The following is a 17862-nucleotide window of genomic DNA, read 5'->3' on the forward strand; positions in this document are numbered from 1 at the left end:
ACAACAACACTCCCAAAATCCTGGTCAGGTTGCCCGCCATGGCGTTCACCGACTCGGTGAGGTCCTTCCAGGTGCCCGAGACGCCGGGCACTTCGGCCTGGCCGCCCAGCCGGCCGTCCGTGCCGACCTCCCGCGCCACGCGCGTCACCTCGGAGGTGAACAGCGAGAGCTGGTCCACCATGCCGTTGAAGACGGTGGCGATCTCGCCGAGCAGGCCGTCCGCGTCGTCGGGGAGCCGCGTGCCGAAGTCGCCGTCGCGGACCGCGGTCAGCCCGGCGAGGAGCTGCCGCAGCTCGGGCTGGTCCACCGGCGCCGCCTTGCCGGTGTTCCGCCTGGCGACCGCGGTCCCCTTGGCCGTCGTCTCAGCCATGCCACCCTCGTTCCTCGCGACTTCCAGCGCAGAGCAGCGACAGGCGCCCGCTCGTGGTTGAACGGGCGCCTGTCATCGGCGTCACGGTACACGCCGTGACCGGTGCGGCGGGCGGGCGACCGGTGTCAGCGGGCGGTGGTCGTGCGGGATTCCGCGCGGCGTTCGAGCAGGGCGGTGTCGCGCCAGGCGCCGTGGTGTCGGGCGATGCGTTCGCGGACGCCGACGGTGCGGAAGCCGGCGGAGTGGTGCAGGGCGATGCTCGCGCGGTTCTCGGGGAAGATCGCGGTCTGCAGGGTCCAGAGCCCGGCCTCGTCGGCGGCGGTGACCTGCTTGTGCAGCAACGCTTTCCCGACGCCGCGGCCGCGGAACCCCTCCCCCACGTAGACGGAGGTCTCGGCGACGCCGGCGTAGCACTCGCGGGTGGAGACGGGGGTGGCGGCGGCCCAGCCGGCGACGCGGCCGTCGACCTCGGCGACCCAGCGGTGCCCGGGGAGCCACTTGGCGTCGAGGGTGCGGCGGCCGGGGGTCTCGGTCTCGAAGGTGGCGTTGCCGGTGGCGATGCCCTCGCCGTAGATGCGCCGCACGTCCGACCAGTCACCGTCGGTCATGGCGCGCACGGTCACGTCGCCTGGCAGGTCGGTGGGGCAGCACGGGCGGGTGACGATCGTGCCCATGACCGCGTCGGCGGCGTGCGGCAGGCCGGTGCAGCAGGCCGGGTTGACCGAGACCAGGGTGGCGGTGCCCTCCTTGCGCAGCCGGACGAAGCCGGTGTCGGCGAGCTTGCGCAGGTGGTGGGAGCAGGTGGACTGGCTGATGCCCAGTGCCTCGGTCAGCGCGCCCACGGTGATCTCGCCGGGGTGGGTGGCGACGGTGTGCAGCAGCCGCACGCGCGTCGGGTCGGCCAGGCAGGCGAACCAGTCGGCGTAGGTGGCGGCCTCCTCGGGCGGGAGCCCCACCGGCCGCGTCGTCGTCGTCATGACGGCCAGTCTATCGACTGGGATCGATAGTTGATTCCATCGAGGATAGTCGATAGATTCCTCCCCACTCGATCGAAGAGTGACGATGAAAGAGGTGGCTCGTGGACGGATTCCCGGTGGTCGTGGTCGGTGCGGGACCGATCGGCCTGGCAGCGGCGGCGCACCTCCTCGAACGGGGTTTGCGGCCGTTGGTGCTGGAAGCAGGGCCCCAGGCGGGCGCGGCGGTGGCTCGGTGGCACCACGTGCGGCTGTTCTCGGCCTGGTCGGAGCTGGTCGACCCGGCCGCGCGGCGGCTGCTGGGCACCACGGGGTGGACCGCTCCCGCCCCGACCGGCTACCCGACCGGGGCGGAGTGGGCGTCGCGGTACCTGGCGCCGCTGGCGGACGCGCTGGGCGGGCACGTCCGGTTCGGCGCGCGGGTGGTGGGCGTGGCGCGCCGGGGCCGCGACCGGGTCGTGGACGCCGGCCGGGACGACGAGCCGCTGACCGTGCACGTGCAGACCGCCGCCGGCGAGGAACGGATTCCCGCCCGCGCCGTCGTTGACGCCTCCGGCACGTGGGGCTCGCCCAACCCGCTGGGCGGCGACGGCCTGCCCGCCGTCGGCGAACGCGCCGCCGCCGACCGGATCGCCTACCGCGTGCCCGACCTGGCGGTGGAGGCCGAGCGGTACGCGGGCAGGCGCATCGCGGTCGCGGGCAGCGGGCACTCGGCGCTCACCGCGCTGGTCGCGCTCGCCGACCTGGCACAGCGGCACCCCGGCACGCACCTCACCTGGCTGCTGCGGCGCGGCGCCGTGGGCAACGCCTTCGGCGGCGGCGAGGCCGACCAGCTCCCCGCCCGGGGCGCACTGGGACTCGCGGCGCGGGCCGCCGTGCGGGCCGGGCACGTCGACGTGACCACCGGTTTCCGCACCGCGGCCGTCGAGCGGGACGGCGGGCGGCTGGTGATCCGGTCGCAGGACGGCCGCCGGCTCGACCCCGTGGACGAGGTAGTGGCGCTGACCGGGTTCCGCCCCGACCACTCGTGGCTGTCGGAGGTCCGGCTCGACCTGGACCCGGTGCTGGGGGCGCCGACGAGGCTGGCGCCGCTGATCGACCCCAACGTCCACTCCTGCGGCACCGTCTACCCCCACGGCGCCGCCGAGCTGCGCCAGCCCGAGCCGGGTGTCTACCTGGTGGGCATGAAGAGCTACGGCCGCGCGCCCACGTTCCTCGCCCTGACCGGCTACGAGCAGGTCCGCAGCGTCGTCGCCGAGATCGCCGGCGACCACGAGGCCGCGGGCAGGGTCGAGCTGGTCCTGCCCGAGACCGGCGTGTGCGGCGGCTCGGGCGTGTTCGACGTGCCCGAGGAGACCTCCGGCGGGTGCTGCGGTGAGCCCGCCGTGGCGGACCTGGCGCTGACGGCCCCGACCGCCCGGCGCGTGCCGCTCGACCCGCCGCGCACGTCCTGAGGGCACTGGCGGGCGCCTCGGCCGCGTCCGCGCGACCGCCGGCGGCCCGGTGCGCGGTCGCCGACACCGGGCCGCGGCGGTGAAACCGGGACGGGTCGCGCCGCGTCGGTGTGGTCATGACGTTGGTGTGGCCATGACGAGCGTGGACCCCGAGGACGAGCCGCAGCCGCCGAGGTGGGCGGTGTGGGTGGCGCGCGTCGTCGCCGTGGCGGTCGTGGTGCCGGTGACGCTGGCGTGGGCTTGGCTCAAGGCGGTCGGGCGGGCGGTGCTGCGGCCCCTGCGGGCGGTCGCCGGGCGGATCCGGCGCTCGGGCGGCGCGGTGGCGAGGTTCCTGCGGCGGTGGCTCGTCGCGCCGGTGGGCCGGGGGCTGCGGTGGCTGGCCGACGGGGTCCGGCGGGCCCTGCGCGCGGTGCTCGTGCCGGTGGGCCGGGGGCTGCGGGCGGTGCTCGGTTGGGCCGGGCGGGGCGTGTGGCGCGTGCTCGGTTGGACGGGGCGGGGCGCGCGGGCGGTGCTCGACTGGACGGGGCGCGGCCTGCGCGCCGTGTTCGTGCCGGTCGGGCGGGGTGTGCGGGCGGTGTTCGGCTGGGTCGGCCGGGGGTTGCGAGCCGTGTTCGGCGGGGTCGGACGGGGCCTGCGCCGCGTGTTCGAGGCGGTCGGCGCGGTGCTCGACCGCCTGTGGGCGCCGGCGGGCCGGCTGCTGCGCCGCCTGGGTGGCATCCCCGTGGGCGACTACCTCGGTCGTGCGCTGAGGGCGGTGGGCAGGCCGTTGGCGTGGTGCCTGCGGGCGCTGGTGGCGGTCCCGCTGCGGTGGCTGTGGCGGAACGCCGTCGTGGTCCCGGGCCGGTGGCTGTGGCGGAACGCCGTCGTGCGGCCGACGCGGTGGCTGTGGCGGAACCTGGTCGTGCGGCCGGTCCGGTGGCTCGGCCGCGGGCTGTGGGCGCTGCTCCGGCTCTTCTTCGACGCGCTGGGGTGGGCGTTCGTCCGAGTCAAGCGGGTGTTCGCGGCGCTGGGCCGGCTGCTGCGCCGCGTGGTCGTCGTCGTGGTCGTCGTCCCCGCGCGGTACCTCCACCGCGCGGTGCTCGCACCGGTCGGCCGGGCGCTCCGGCAGGTGTGGCGGGCCGCGGTGGTGGCGCCCGCCCGCTGGGTGTGGCGGGTCGCGGTGGTCGAGCCGGCCCGCTGGGTGCGCCGGTCGGTGCTCGACCCGGTGCGGCTGGCCGGTCGCCGGGTCCGGGCCCAGTTGCGCGGCGCGTTCGGCCGCCGGCGCTGAGCGCGGCCGGTCAGGAGGTGCGCGCGCTCAGCGCGGCGGTTCGCCGGTGATGCCCCACACGAGCTGGTCGATCGGGTCGGGATCGGCCACCCGCAGGTCGACGGTGTGCCACAGCGCCAGGAAGTCCGGCAGCTCCGGGTCGCCTTCGGTGCCGTCGAGGATCACCGGGATGACCGGCCTGCCGCTGCGCACGAACCGGTCCCGGATCAGCTCCATCTCGGCGTCGTGCCACGGGCCGCGCCCCGCCGGGCCGACCAGCACCGCCGCCGACCGGCTCACCTCGATGCCCTTGGCCATCTCCTGCTGCCACCGGGCACCCGGCCTGATGTCGCGGAGGTCCAGCCACGGCAGGATGCCGCGCGCTTCGAGCCGCGCGGCCAGTTCGAGCACGCGCGGCTTGTCCCGGGTGTTGTGGCAGAGGAACACGTCGTAGTCGCCGGCGTCCCGCTTGCCCCTGACCGCGGTCGCCGCCACGTCCCGGTCCCGCTGCTCGTCGGCGCTGGCGTTCATCTCGACCACCGCGGACCGGACGTCGCCGACCTGCTCGTCCACCAGGCCAACCACGCCCTCGTCGCACATCGGGCAGCGGACGGTGGTCGCGCCCCTGGCGAGCCGGCCCCGCACGACCTCGTCGGGGATCGCGTAGCGGCAGACGCGGCACGCCCGCACCCGCCGCGCCTCCACCGTGCCCTCGACGGCGCGCGCGGTCAGGTGCTCCACCACGTAGGTCTCGAACTGCGTGCGCACCACCGGCTCGACCGGCCCCTCGTGGAACACGACCAGCTCGCCCCGACCCTCGCCGGTCTCGCGCAGCGCGATGCCGCACGTGCCGCCGGCCAGGGCCGCGTAGGTGGCCGTGTTGTGCCACATCCCGTCCCGCCGGAACAGCCGGGAGTGGGACAGCCGGACCGCGAGCGTCGCGTAGACCGAGTGGAGCCGCCCGGAGAACGCGAACACCACGTCCTCGCCCGGGACGCGCGGCGCGTCGGGCCGCTGCCGGGTGAACTGGGACGGGAAGATCAGGTCGACCTGCCGGTCGGTGACCTCCTTGAGCGCGATCTCCCGGCGCAGCAGCTCCCGCACCACCGTCACGAGCAGGACCCGCTCCTGCTGCCGGTTGCCCAGCCGCTCGTCCCCGGACATCCGGAACCGGCCCTCCAGCGCGGCGTCCTCCGGCACGAACCCGAGCCCGTCCGGCTCCTCGCGGGCCGCTTGGACCAGCGCCGACGCGTAGGCGTCCAGCAGCTCGGGCTGGAGCAGCACGTGGTCGCCGAACGCCATCCGCCGGACCAGGCCGACGCTCTCCAGCCGCCCCAGGCAGGTGGAGAAGTGGTCCGCCGACGCCTCCGGCGCGCCACCCCGGACCCGGCGGAAGCCGTGCCACAGGTCGTCGACCGTGGACAGCACCCGGCCCTGCCGCTTCTCCTCCAGCACGAACTCCCTGATCGCCTCGAACAGGGCGCTCGACCCGACCACCGGCACCGACTCCCAGTCGATGCCGTCGCGGATCGCGCGGGCCAGCTCCTCGACGCCCCAGCCCTCCTTGGCGCTGGTCTCCAGGTAGCCGTCGAAGCCCAGCGACGCCACGACCTCGTCGATCCGCCGCCTGCCGACCGCGATCCCGCCCCGGTCGACCCGCGCGGCCACCAGGTAGGTGCGCGGGCGCGCCGCCGTGGCCCCGTCGAGCCGCCGGGCCTGCTCCAACGCCCGCTGCCAGTGGCGGACCCCGGCGAACGGGTCGGTCTCGCCGCGCGCGTCGAACACCACCAGCGCCACCGCCACCTCGTTGAGGTGCAACTGGTGCACGATCCGGTAACCCGGCTGGCCCGCCAGGTCCCACAGCAGGATCTCGCGGGTGTGCGCCTCGCCCTCGGGCGTGTGGGAGTGGGCGCGCTCGAAGGTCCACACCCGGCGGCCGTGCGTGGAGGAGGTCGGCTCGTAGGGCCGGCCGCTGAGCACGAGCCCGAGACCGGACTTGCCGACCCCGGTGTCGCCCACCAGCACGACCTTGGCGTTGGCGTAGCGGCGCACCTGGTCGGTCGCGTCGGCCCGGCCGAGCAGGTCGGTGCGCAGGCGGACCACGTCCACCCGGTTGCCGTCCTTGACCGCCAGCAGCGGTTCGGTCGGGTGGAAGGCGAGTCCGCCCCGGCGACCGATGTGCTCCCGGGGCAGGACGGCCACGCACGCCAGGTCGCGGCGACGCCAGATCCGGACGGTGTTGTCGGTGGACGACGAGGCCAGGTACTGGCCGTCCGGCGAGAACCTGACGCACATCACCTGCTTCGTGTGCCCCTCCAGGACGGCGAGCACGGTGTTGGTCGACACCTGGTGGAGCTGCACGCCGTGGCCGTCGGGCGAGGAGCCGGCGGCCACGACGTCGTTCTCGTCGCGGGCGGCGAGGTCCATCACCTCGCCGCCGACCCGGGCGCGCCACCGGGGTGCCAGGCTCCGCGAGTCCAGCAGGTGCACGACCTGGCCGTTGGAGATCACGATGAACCGGCCCTCCGCCGTCCACCGGGGGCGCAGGAGGTACGTCCCCTTCTGGGGGAGGAAGCGGTGCAGCGGGACGGAGCGGCTCGGGCGTCCGGTGGCGGCGTCGACGAGCCGCAGCTCGGAGTGGTCCAGCACGGCGATCTCGCGGCCGTCCGGCGACCAGCCCAGGCGGCTGCCGCGGGTCGCCCCGCACAGAGGTCGCGGCGTCCCCTCACCGGGGGCGACGAGGTCGACCCGCCGGTGCCGTCGCACGACCGCGACCCGGGTGGTCGTCGGGTGCCAGGCCACGTCGGTCGTGCTCGGCGCCTCGGTGTGGACCAACCTCGGCTCTTCGCCGGGACCGGTCCGCCAGAAGACCGGACGGCCGTCGCAGTTGGCGGTGAGGAAGGAACCGTCCGCCGACCAGGTGACCCGCCCGACCAGGCCCGAACCGGCGACCAGGTCCCGGTGCACGAACTCGACCGGGTGCCGAGCGGGTGAGGCCGAGAGGTCCGCGCGCAGGCTGAGCACGTCGCCGTTCAGGACGAGCAGCGACATCGTGGCGCGGTAGTCGTCGGCGCTCAGCTGCTCCTTCCACCAGGGCACCAGATCGGCTGCCGAGCCGTGGGTGGCGCCCGGACCCGCCGCGTGCAGCTTGGCCAGGACCAGGTTCGCCGAGTACGCGGCCAGCCGGTTGGCGCGCCTGTTGAGGTGGTGGTCCACCTCCACCAGGAAGCGGCGGCGCTCCGCCTCGGGCTTCTCCGCGACCAGCTCGGCCACGAACTCGAAGACCAGGGGGCGGGTCGCCAGCGACCGGTGCGACAACCCCGTGGCGTCGTCGTACCTGTCCACCAGGTGCATGGCCGCCCAGTAGTCATCGGCCACGGCGTGCCGCCACCCCCGCCCGATCGCCCGGCGGACGAGGTCGGCCCGGGTCAGGCCGCCGACGGCAGCGCCGTGCTCGGCGATCAACCGCAGCGACAGCGGCTCGCGGGCCGGCTCGCCCCGGGCGATCGCGTCCGCCGGGTCCACCGGCCGCCGATCGGTCCCGGCGACGGCCTCGTTCCACGCCTCGACCCACGCGCGGACCCGCTCGTCGTCGAACGGTTCGAGCTTGACCACCCGGATGCCCACCGGGACGTCCGCCCGGTCCAGCGCCGACAGGCGGGCGGTGACCACCACCGCCACCGGCCGGCCACGCTGAGCCTGGTACTGCTGGTAGTCGGCCAGCTCCAGCAGGTACTCCGCGCGGTCCGCCAGCACGTTCTCCAAGCCGTCGAGCAGGAGCACCGAGGGCGTGCCATCCGCGCGGAGGGGCAGCGACCGGTCGATCGGCAAGTCCGTCCGCTCGACGGCGGGCAGCGTGGCGACGAGCTGGTCCAGGAGGGCGGTCTTGCCCATCCCGGGGCCGCCCACCACGAGGAGCGGGCGCCTGGTGGCTTCGGCCGTGTCGAGGTGCCGGGTGATGAACAGCTCCACGTCGTCCTCGACCTCGGTCTCGGCCGACCACCACCGCTCGTCGGACAGCCGCGCGCCCCGCGTCGCCCGCGCCTTCCGGACGCGGGGGCGCACGTAGTCGACGCCGACCAGCTCCAGCCACGTCTCGCGGTAGCCGGCCAGCACGTCGTCGGCGAAGGTCCCGGAGGGCGGGGCGCCGCAGACCAGCGCGCCCTGTTTCCTGAGCCACGGGGCGACGTGAGGGCCGCCCATCGCCGACCGCGCGGGTACCTCGGCGGCGTAGAGGCTCGACGCGGGCACCTCGTCCCCGGGGCGCCCGGCGGGCGTTCCCCCCGGCTCGCGCCGCGCGCGGGCGAAGAGCGCCGAGCACAGGAGCAGGGTGTGCGCGACGTCCCGGCGGACGGGTGACCGGGTCAGGGCCGCGGCGACGAGCACGGGCACCTCGCCGTCCGGCTCCAGCCAGGCCCGCAGCGCCCTCGAACCGGTGGAACCGGTCGTCAGCGCGCCTCCGAGCAGGCCGTCGACCTGCGCCAACCAGTCCGGGTCCCCCTGGCCGAGGACGCGCAGGGCGCCCCGGAGCGTGGTGGCGGGTTCGCGTAACACCCCCTCGATGCTAGAGCCCGGGAACCCCTTCAGGAGGTGGTGCCCCGGCCTTCGACGGAGCGCGCGCGTGGGCGCACTCGCGGCGCGCGGGAGAGGAGGACGCGCGCCGCGGGTGCCGATCAGGAGGTCAGAACGTGAGGGTCCAGCCCTCGATCGTCCCGGTGTCGTAGGTGTAGACGTCCTTCACCTGGAGCTTCCACGTGCCGTTCTTCGTCTCCGCGGAGGTGTCCAGGGTGAAGGTCTCGTGGATGCCGTGCGACGAGCCGACGCCGCCGGACCGGCGCAGCGCGTACGCCTTGCCGCCCGGTGCGACCAGGTCGATCGCCAGGTCCGCGGTGTAGGTGTGCGCGATGTCCACCTTGACCTTGGTGGCCGCGGTGCCCGCGCCGGAGCAGCCGGTGACCGGGATGGCGGAGGTCACCGCCGCGCCCGCGTCGGGGATCGCCACGTCCTCCGTGTTGGACCCGCCCGAGCAGGTGGGCGGGTTCGGGTCGCCGCCGATGAATCCCGTGTACAGCAACTTGTCCGGCGAACCCGAACCCGCGTTCTTGACCACGCCCGCGGTGGCGTTGTCGGTCAGGGCCTCGACCACCTGCGCCGGCGTGGCCGACGCGTTGGCCGACAGGTACAGCGCCGCCGCGCCCGCCACGTGCGGCGAGGCCATCGAGGTGCCGCTGATGGTGTTGGTGTTCCCGGTGTGCCAGGTGGAGGTGATCCCGGTGCCCGGCGCGAAGATGTCGGTGCAGGTGCCGTAGTTGGAGAACGAGGAGCGGTTGTCGGAGCTGTCGATCGCGTTGGCCGTGATCGCCTCGGGCGTGCGGGCGGGCGAGGTGCTGCACGCGTCGCGGTTGTCGTTGCCGGAGGCGACCGCGGTGGTGACGCCGGAGGCGACGAGCTGCTTGATGGCGTTGTCCACGGTGGTGTCCGCGGAGCCGCCGAGGCTGAGGTTGGCCACCGCGGGCTTGACCGCGTTCCGCGCGACCCAGTCCACGCCGCCGATGATCTGCGACCACTGCCCGGAGCCCTGGCAGTTGAGCACCCGGACGCCCACCAGCTTCACGCCCTTGGCCACGCCGTAGGTGTTCGAGCCGATGGTGCCGGCGACGTGCGTGCCGTGCCCGTGGCAGTCCTGCGCCACCGCGTCGTCGTCGATGAAGTCGCGGCCGTCGCCCGCCCGGCCGCCGAAGTCGGCGTGCGCCTTGTGGATGCCGGTGTCGATGACGTACGCGGTCACGTTGGCGGCCGTGTTGGCGTAGTTGTACTTCGAGTCCAGCGGCGGGTTCTTCTGGTCGACCCGGTCCAGGCCCCACGTCGGGTTGTCCTGGGTGGCGGTGGCGTGCGCGACGGCGTCCTGCTCGACGTACGCCACGGCCGGGTCGGCGGCGAGCTCGCGGGCCCGCGCCTCGTCCATGGTGACCGAGAAGCCGCGCACGGTGGCGGTGTAGGTGAGCTTGACCCGGCCGCCGTAGCGGTGGGCCAGGTCGTCGGCCTGGAGCTGGGTCTGCTGCGCGGTCATCGCGTCGGCGCGCAGCACGACGATGTAGCTGTCCTTCACCGCGCCGGGCTTGCCGACGCCGAGGATCTCGCCCTCGGGTTGGCCGGCCGCGTAACCGTAGCCGACGCCCGCGAGCAGCAGCGCTGCCGACGCCAGGCAGGCGGTGACGACCCGTCGCCGGGTCGAGCGGTCGTGTCGCATCGGTGGTTCTCCGTTCCACTCGGCCGCCTGGCAGGGAAGGTGAAGTCCGGCGGCCACGTGGCACCCACCTTCGACTGGTGAGGGGGCGCGAACAATCCGGGTGGTCATACGTAGGGCTACGCAAACTCACGGGTCTTGTTCGGCCGGGCGACCGCGTCTGCTGCCGCGGTAGGCGCGTTCCCGGAGCCTCGCCAGCAGGGCGGGCGCCAGGTCCAGGCCCGGTGGCCGGTTGCGGACCGGGTCCAGCGGCGGCTGTTCGTCGTCGGTCGGCAGCGGGCGCGCCACCAGCCGCCCGACCGGCCGCCAGGGCGGGCCCACCTCCAGGGTGAACCCCAGTTCGCCGGGCAGGTCGTCCAGCGCCGCCGACCCGGCCTGCCCGGGGTCGGGCACGGCGGCCAGCCACACCAGCGCGCCGCGCCAGCGGAACGGCGTGATGCTGCCGTAGCGGGCGCTCGACCAGGTCCGCGCGGGCCGGGGCAGCACGCGGGCGAACGAGGTGGACAGCAGCACGTCCCACGGGCCGGGCAGCCGGAAGGCCAGCCCGAGCACGTCGGGCACGCCACCGGGGGTGCCCGCGCCCTTGGACAGCCTGCCCAGGACCTCGGTGCGCCCCGTCGGCAGCGGGAGCGCGGGGTCGAACGTCGTGGTCAGGGTGCCGGCGAACCACCGGCCTCGCGGGTGGAACGCCCGCGCGCCGCGCGCGCCTGCCAGCGCGCGGAACGCGGACGCCACGACCTCAGGCACTGCGGGCGTTGGGGTTGCCCTTGAGGCCCAACGCCAGTGCGATCATGCCGACGCCCAGGCCCAGGTGCAGCCAGTCGTCAGCGGTGTTGAACGGCGCGAAGTTGGCCGCGCTCCCCTTGTCGACCAGCAGCCCGTACAGCCACAGCACCAGGTAGACGGCGCCGCCGCCGATCAGGAACGACCGGGCGGAGGACACCGTGCGGGCCAGCAGCAGGCCGGCCGCGCCGAACAGCAGGTGCACCAGGTTGTGCAGCACGGACACGTGGAACACGCCGAGCAGGTGCGCGCCCGAGCCCGGACCCGCGAACGAGATCCGGTCCAGGTGCGCGGTGATGCCCGGCACGAACCCCAGCACGCCGACCAGCAGGAACACGACCGCGACCGCCATCGCCGCCGCGCGCACCGGGTGCGGCACGCGCGTCGTGGTGGTGGTGCTCATTGCGGATCACCTCGCTTGGGAGGGTGGTTTCCGCTCGACTACCCGGTGGTCGGGGCCGGAAACTACACGACCGGTTGCCGCTGATCCCACGTCCGGGTAACGCGGGAACAACCGGTCGAGGTCGGTGCGCTCGAAAACCCGGCGCACGTGCGGCGGCACGGCGGCCAGCCGCAGCCACCCGCCGGCGCGCTGCGCCCTGGCCCGCGTGCGGACCAGCGCGCTCATCGCCTGCGCGCCGCAGAACGCGACACCCGACATGTCCAGCACGATCCGGTCGCGTCCCTCGGTGATCAGGCGGTCCATCTTGTCGAGCACCCGGCGCGCCCCCGCCAGGTCCAGCTCACCGGTCGCCACCACCACCGCGCACCCGGTCCGGTGGGACTCGACCGACAGCGCGAGCATCCCCGTTGATCCCTTCACGCCACCTGGCTGATCTCGTCGTCGTCACCTTCGTTGCCGAGGGTGAGCAGCAGGCCCTCGCGGGTCGACCAGGGGCAGATCTCCACCCGGTCGTGCCCGGTGGCCGTCATCAGCGCCTCCACCACCAGCGCGCCGGCCAGGGACTGCTCGGCGCGGTGCCGGGAGATGCCGGGCAGCCGGGCCCGCTTCGGCGGCGGCATGCTGGCCAGGCGCGGGATCCAGCGGCGCAGGTCGGCCAGCCGCAGCGCGCGGGGAGTGAACGGGCCCTCGTGCTGGGGACGGGCCCCGGCCAGGCGCGCGAGCTGCTGGAACACCTTCGAGCAGCCGACCGCGCGGTGGTCGGCCGGGTGCACGCCGACCAGCGCGTCGCGCACGGCCTCGCGCACGCGGGCCAGCTCGCGGCTCTTGCGGGAACGGCCCTCGTGGGCCAGGTCGAGGGCCAGCCGGCGGGTCAGGGTGCGGGCGCCGAACGGCAGCGACCGGGCCAGCGACGGCGTGGCGTCCTCGCCGGCCGCCAGCTCCAGGGTGCCGCCGCCCACGTCCAGGACCAGCAGCGGACCGGCCTGCCAGCCGAACCAGCGCCGCGCGGCCACGTAGGACAGGCGCGCCTCCTCGTCGCCGGGCAGCACGCGCAGCCGCGTGCCGGTGCGGCGGGCGACCTCGGCGATCACCTCGTCGGCGTTGGCCGCGTCGCGGATCGACGAGGTCGCGTACGGCAGGAAGCCGGCGACGCCCGCCCGTTCGGCGATGCGGCGCGCGGTGCGGACGGCGCTCACGACCTGTTCGACGCCTTCGGGGGCCAATCGGTTGTCCCGGCCGAGGGCCCGGTCGAGGCGGAGCCTGGTCTTGTGCGAGAGCACCGGGTGCAGTGGCGAACCGTCCACGACCAGCAGGTGTGCGCTGAAGCAACCGACGTCCAGCACCCCAACCTGACCACGTCTCCCGGACATCCGTCACCGCCGTTCTTTCACCCCACAGGAACCTTCGAGTTCCCATGAATACACCGTGTGAAACCGGATTGGGTGACATAACTGCGGGTAGTCGACCCCTATGAGCACACCGGAGAGCGCGGCGCGACCGCTGGCAGTGGTGACCGGCGCGTCCAGCGGCATCGGGCTGGAGCTGGCGAGGACGTTCGTCGAACACGGGTTCGACCTGGTCGTGGCGGCGGAGGACGCGGCGGTGGAGGACGCGGCGCGCCGGCTGGCCGCGGGCGGGGCGCGGGTCGACCCCGTGCGGGCGGACCTGGCCACCTACGAGGGCAACGAGGACCTGGTCGCGGTGGTGGAGGCCGTCGGGCGGCCGGTGGCAGCGCTCGCGGTCAACGCCGGGGTCGGCGTCGGCGGCGACTTCGTCGACGACAGCGACCTGCGCGCGCACCTGCGGGTCGTGGAGCTGAACATCGGCTCGGCCGTGCACCTGGCCAAGCGGCTGGTGCCGCCGATGGTCGAGCGCGGCGAGGGTCGCGTGCTGTTCACCTCGTCGGTCGCGGCGACCGGGCCGGGGCCGTTCCACTCGGTGTACGCGGCGTCGAAGGCGTTCCTGGCGTCGTTCTCCCAGTCGCTCCGGGAGGAGCTGCGCGACAGCGGGGTGACCGTGACCGCGCTGATGCCGGGGCCGACGGACACCGATTTCTTCCGCCGCGCCGGCATGGAGGACACGAAGGTCGCCACCGGGCCCAAGGACGACCCGGCCGAGGTGGCCCGGGAGGGGTTCGAGGCGCTGATGGCGGGCAAGGACCACGTGGTGGCCGGGTCGCTGCGGAACAAGGCGCAGGCCGCGGCGGGCCGGGTGCTGCCGGACCCGGTGAAGGCGCGGGCGATGCGCGCCATGACCGAGCCGGGCGGTGGCGAGTCGTAGTGGTGCAGGGGGCCGGTCGTAGCGGTTGAAGGGGGTCGGCCGGGCTGGTGGGCCGGCCGCCGGGTCGGGCGGCCTGTCGGGCGGCCTGTCGGCCGGTCGGGGGGCCGTGGCTGCGGGTTCCCCGGTGTGCGGCCCCTCGAACGGGGTAACCCCCCACTCGTGACCATCCACGCGAGACGCGACGTCCCCGCCCTGCCCGACCTGGTCTTCAACGCGGCCGCCGACCCGTCGCGGTTGGCCTCGTGGCTCCCCGAGCCCTACCAGGTCGTCGGCCGCAACGGCGACGTGCTGATCCTGCGCGAGGAGGGTGAAGCGCGTCAGCTGAGCCTGGCCGCCGACTACGACCGCCTGCTGCTGACCTGGGAGCCGCTGTCCGGGCACGGCTGCCGGGGCGAGCTGCGGGTGTCCCTGTCGGGCGTCGCGGCCAGCGTCGCCGAGCTGAGCGTGGACGACTGCGCGGACGAGCAGTTCCCCGCCCGGATGCTGGAGGCGCTGGCGGGCGAGGTGGAGCAGAACCTGACCGCCGGGTGACCCGCGGCCCGGCCACCGGTCTCGCCCCGCGCGGTCGGGGCGGACACCGTGTGCCGGGTCCCGCCCCCGGCGGTGGTCGGTTCGCCGGGTCGGACCGGCGTCGCCCGGGTCGCGGACCGGCTCCGCCGCCCCCGGTGAACCGCGGTCCCGAGCCGGAGCCGCGGTCCGCCCGCGCCGACCGCGTCCGCGGGTGGGTCCGGCCGCTCAGCCGTCCCGTTGGGACGCGATACTGAACGGGCAGGGCCCGCCAGCAACCGTTCGGAGGTTCCCCGGTGGTCGATTTCGTGCACGAGGCACTCCTCTACCGCGATGACGAGGAGTACCTCGCGAGCACGGTGCCGTTCGTGTGCGACGGCCTGGCCGCGGGCGAGCCCGTCCTGGTGGCGGTCGCCCAACCGGGCATCGACCTGCTGCGCTCGGCGCTGGGCCGCCGGGCCGACCACGTCGAGTTCCTGGACATGAGGCGCGCCGGGCGCAACCCCGGCCGGATCATCCCGGGCGTGCTGGCCGCGTTCGCCGACAACTCCTCGGCGGCCCGGGTGCGGATCATCGGCGAGGCGATCTGGCCCGGCCGGACGGAGCTGGAGTACCCGGCGTGCGTGCAGCACGAGGCCATGGTCAACACCGCGTTCGAGGACCGGGCGGCGTGGCTGCTGTGCCCGTACGACGCGGCGCGCCTGGACCGCGCGGTGGTGCTGGAGGCGGAGACGACGCACCCGGTGGTGGTGGAGGACTCGCGGCACCGGCCGAGCACGGCCTACCGCGAGCCGTTCCTGACCGCGGCGGAGTTCAACCGGCCGCTGCCGGCGGTGCCCGCGGACGCGCTGGTCCGCCGGTTCGACCTGGACGAGCTGTCGGTGGTGCGGCGGCTGGTGGCGGGGTTCGCGTCCGAGACCGGGCTGACCGCCGACCAGGTGGAGGACCTGGTGCTCGCGGTCAACGAGCTGACGACCAACAGCGTGGTGCACGGCGGCGGCGTGGGGACGCTGCTGCTGTGGCGCGAGGGCGGCGTGGTGGTGTGCGAGGTGCGGGACGCGGGGCGGTTGGCCAACCCGATGGTGGGCAGGCGGAACCCGGGCGCGAGCGCGCACGGCGGGTACGGCGTGATGCTGGTGAACCTGCTGTGCGACCTGGTGCGGGTGCACACGGGCGAGGGCGGCACGGCGATCCGGGTCTGGGTGGGGCCGGTGGGCCCGACCGTCTGACCGGAGGACGCGCGGTGCCCCACCGGAGGACACGCGGTGCCTGAGTGGAGGACACGCGGTGCCTGGGTGGAGGACACGCGGGGTGGTCAGCCGGACTGGAGGGCCTTCATCCGCTCGATTTCGTCCGTCTGGGTGACGACCACGTCGTTGGCCATCTCCTCCACCCGCACGTCGGAGCCCGAGGACAGCAGCTCGACGGCCATCTCGATGGCGCCCTCGTGGTGGGCGATCATCAGCCGCAGGTAGAGGCGGTCGAAGTCCGCGCCGCGGGCCGCCTCCAGCGCGGCCAGGTCGGCGGCCGACGCCATGCCGGGCATGGACGCGTGGTCCACCTCCGGCACCCCCGCGCCGTGCCCGTGGGCGGCCGCGTCCTCGGCGTAGTCCCGCTGCCACTGCTCCATGCCCGCGATCTCCGGGCCCTGGCTGTCGTGGATGCGCGAGGCCAGGCCCTTGACGGTCTCGTCGGCGGCGCGGTCGGCCGCCAGCGCGGACATCTCCAGCGCCTGCCGGTGGTGCGCGATCATCTTCGCCACGTAGGTCACGTCGGCCTCGCTGGGCGCGACCCACCGGTCGGTGCCGACGTCGTCGGGCGAGAGCGTCCGAGCCTGTTCACCGGGTCCCTGGGGTGCGATGATGGGCGGTTGATCCTCCGCACCGGACGTGCAGCCCGCCAGGACGGCCGCCAGCACCGCGATGACCAGGACCCGCATCCACAACTCCCCACTACGCCGGTCGCCTCAACGTACCCGGTGGTCCACTGGGTGAAAAGGCGGAAAATCCCGACGAACGGGTCTGGTACTTAGCGTTGCGAACAGGCACTATTTGCGGATCCCTGCACTGGGTTGGAAGGGGAACCTGAAGTGGAACCACGCGAGTCGACCAGACGGCGCCGTCGCGCGCCGATCGCGGTCTTGGGGGCCTTCGCGCTGAGCCTGTCCGGGCTCGCCCTGGGCCCGCAAGCGACCGCGGCCCCCGACGAGGACGCCGAACTGGCGGGCCTGTCGGAGCAGCAGCTGTCGAGCCAGGAGCAGCCGGACAGCGGCATCCCCGGCGTCGACGAGATCCGCAACACGCGCAACCTCAAGCTGATCGCGAACCTGCCGAAGCCGGCGCCGTTCACCAACTCGTCCACGTGGACCGACCTGGCCTTCCAGGGCAACTACGCGTTCGCGGGCAACTACGACGGCTTCGTCGTCTACGACATCAGCAACCCGCGCAAGCCCAAGGTCGCCGCCGCGGTGCTGTGCCCGGGTTCGCAGAACGACATCTCGGTCAAGGACAACCTGCTGTTCCTGTCCACCGACTCCTCGCGCAGCGACGACTCGTGCGCCAGCACCTCCCTCCCCGCGAGCAACAAGGCCGCGTGGGAGGGCATCAAGATCTTCGACATCAGCGACAAGCGCAACCCGCGCTACGTCAAGGCCGTCGAGACCAAGTGCGGCTCGCACACCCACACCCTGGTGCCGGACAAGCGCGGCAAGAACGCCTACCTGTACGTCTCCTCGTACGGCCCCAACGCCGACTTCCCCGACTGCCAGCCCCCGCACGACCTGATCTCCATCGTCAAGGTCCCGCTGAAGAAGCCGACCGAGGCGTCCCTGCTCTCGGAGAAGGTCGTGTTCCCGGACGGCGGCAACCCCGGTCGGGACGGCACGATCGAGACCGGCTACGTGCGCGCCACGTCCGGCTGCCACGACATCACCGTGTACCCGTCGAAGGACCTCGCGGCGGGCGCCTGCATGGGTGACGGCGTGCTGTGGGACATCTCCGACCGGGAGAACCCGCGCGAGATCAACCGCGTGCAGGACGACGTGAACTTCGCGTTCTGGCACTCGGCCACCTTCAACAACGCCGGCACCAAGGTGATCTTCACCGACGAGCTGGGCGGCGGCGGCGCGCCGACCTGCAAGGCGTCCATCGCCCCGACGCGCGGCGCGAACGGCCTGTACGACATCACCGGCCGCGGCGACAACCGCAAGCTGGAGTTCCGCTCGTACTACAAGATCCCGCGGCACCAGGCCGAGACCGAGAACTGCGTGGCGCACAACGGCTCGCTGATCCCGGTGCAGGGTCGGGACATCATGGTGCAGTCCTGGTACCAGGGCGGCATCTCGGTGTTCGACTTCACCGACACCCGCAACCCGCGGGAGATCGCCTGGTTCGAGCGCGGTCCGCTGCCCAACGGCGCGGGCGGCGGCACGTGGTCGGCCTACTACTACAACGGCCACATCTACTCGTCCGACATGGCCAAGGGCCTCGACGTCCTGGACCTCCGCGACCCGCGGACCGTGACGGCGAAGTTCATCCGCGTCGGCGAGCTGAACGTGCAGACGCAGGGCGCCTACCGGGACCTGTTCCCGCGTCGGTGA

15 protein-coding genes are annotated in these 17862 nt (G+C 74.1%); 6 read left to right on the forward strand and 9 right to left on the reverse strand.

The genetic code is table 11. From position 1 onward, the window contains the following. A partial coding sequence (locus ACFV4N_RS12485; RefSeq protein WP_499672604.1) for a HAMP domain-containing protein occupies positions 1-370 on the reverse strand: 370 nt, incomplete at its 3' end. Between the two features lie 125 nt (positions 371-495). After that, positions 496-1347 (reverse strand): helix-turn-helix domain-containing GNAT family N-acetyltransferase, encoded by an 852-nt coding sequence (locus ACFV4N_RS12490; RefSeq protein ID WP_499672605.1) that lies wholly within the window; start codon positions 1345-1347, stop codon positions 496-498. Positions 1348-1448: 101 nt separating this feature from the next. Between ACFV4N_RS12490 and ACFV4N_RS12495 the strand changes: the two genes are divergently transcribed. Both ACFV4N_RS12495 and ACFV4N_RS12500 read left to right on the forward strand, forming a co-directional pair. Continuing rightward, a complete protein-coding gene (locus ACFV4N_RS12495; protein ID WP_499672606.1) occupies positions 1449-2798 on the forward strand; it encodes an FAD-dependent oxidoreductase in 1350 nt (449 codons plus the stop codon). 133 nt (positions 2799-2931) lie between these two features. After that, positions 2932-4065 carry a hypothetical protein gene (locus ACFV4N_RS12500; RefSeq protein ID WP_499672607.1) on the forward strand — a complete coding sequence of 378 codons (1134 nt, stop codon included), beginning with the start codon at positions 2932-2934 and terminating at the stop codon, positions 4063-4065. Between the two features lie 27 nt (positions 4066-4092). Here the strand turns inward: ACFV4N_RS12500 and ACFV4N_RS12505 are convergent, their stop codons facing one another. The 6 genes from ACFV4N_RS12505 to ACFV4N_RS12530 all read right to left on the reverse strand — a co-directional run bounded on the left by ACFV4N_RS12505 (position 4093) and on the right by ACFV4N_RS12530 (position 12847). Then, the gene (locus tag ACFV4N_RS12505) at positions 4093-8598 is read right to left on the reverse strand and encodes a TIR domain-containing protein (protein WP_499672608.1); all 4506 of its coding nucleotides are present in this window, start codon (positions 8596-8598) and stop codon (positions 4093-4095) included. Positions 8599-8725: 127 nt separating this feature from the next. Then, positions 8726-10294: a S8 family peptidase gene (locus tag ACFV4N_RS12510; RefSeq protein WP_499672609.1), complete on the reverse strand. Its 1569-nt coding sequence runs from the start codon at positions 10292-10294 to the stop codon at positions 8726-8728. Positions 10295-10420: 126 nt separating this feature from the next. Further along, a complete protein-coding gene (locus ACFV4N_RS12515) occupies positions 10421-11038 on the reverse strand; it encodes a hypothetical protein (protein WP_499672610.1) in 618 nt (205 codons plus the stop codon). Continuing rightward, the gene (locus ACFV4N_RS12520; RefSeq protein WP_499672611.1) at positions 11031-11477 is read right to left on the reverse strand and encodes a DUF4383 domain-containing protein; all 447 of its coding nucleotides are present in this window, start codon (positions 11475-11477) and stop codon (positions 11031-11033) included. Before ACFV4N_RS12520 ends, ACFV4N_RS12515 begins: the two co-directional genes overlap by 8 nt. Before the next feature lie 6 nt (positions 11478-11483). Continuing rightward, positions 11484-11897, reverse strand: coding sequence for an STAS domain-containing protein (locus ACFV4N_RS12525; RefSeq protein ID WP_344040701.1), 414 nt, complete (start codon positions 11895-11897; stop codon positions 11484-11486). Further along, complete coding sequence (locus ACFV4N_RS12530; protein WP_499672612.1) at positions 11894-12847, reverse strand: Ppx/GppA phosphatase family protein; 954 nt, start codon at positions 12845-12847, stop codon at positions 11894-11896. The genes ACFV4N_RS12525 and ACFV4N_RS12530 overlap by 4 nt, the downstream gene beginning before the upstream one ends. 100 nt (positions 12848-12947) lie before the next feature. On the opposite strand from ACFV4N_RS12530, the gene ACFV4N_RS12535 reads away from it, so the two are divergent. The 3 genes from ACFV4N_RS12535 to ACFV4N_RS12545 all read left to right on the forward strand — a co-directional run bounded on the left by ACFV4N_RS12535 (position 12948) and on the right by ACFV4N_RS12545 (position 15493). Beyond that, a complete protein-coding gene (locus ACFV4N_RS12535) occupies positions 12948-13757 on the forward strand; it encodes an SDR family NAD(P)-dependent oxidoreductase (RefSeq protein ID WP_499672613.1) in 810 nt (269 codons plus the stop codon). Between the two features lie 159 nt (positions 13758-13916). Further along, on the forward strand, positions 13917-14288 hold the full coding sequence (locus ACFV4N_RS12540) for a hypothetical protein (RefSeq protein ID WP_499672614.1): 372 nt from the start codon (positions 13917-13919) through the stop codon (positions 14286-14288). Positions 14289-14560: 272 nt separating this feature from the next. Beyond that, the gene (locus ACFV4N_RS12545) at positions 14561-15493 is read left to right on the forward strand and encodes an anti-sigma factor RsbA family regulatory protein (protein WP_499672615.1); all 933 of its coding nucleotides are present in this window, start codon (positions 14561-14563) and stop codon (positions 15491-15493) included. Positions 15494-15579: 86 nt separating this feature from the next. Here the strand turns inward: ACFV4N_RS12545 and ACFV4N_RS12550 are convergent, their stop codons facing one another. Further along, positions 15580-16203 (reverse strand): DUF305 domain-containing protein, encoded by a 624-nt coding sequence (locus ACFV4N_RS12550; protein ID WP_499672616.1) that lies wholly within the window; start codon positions 16201-16203, stop codon positions 15580-15582. Between the two features lie 201 nt (positions 16204-16404). Between ACFV4N_RS12550 and ACFV4N_RS12555 the strand changes: the two genes are divergently transcribed. Further along, complete coding sequence (locus ACFV4N_RS12555) at positions 16405-17862, forward strand: LVIVD repeat-containing protein (protein ID WP_499672617.1); 1458 nt, start codon at positions 16405-16407, stop codon at positions 17860-17862.

The organism is Actinosynnema sp. NPDC059797 (assembly GCF_042732085.1).
GTDB lineage: Bacteria > Actinomycetota > Actinomycetes > Mycobacteriales > Pseudonocardiaceae > Actinosynnema.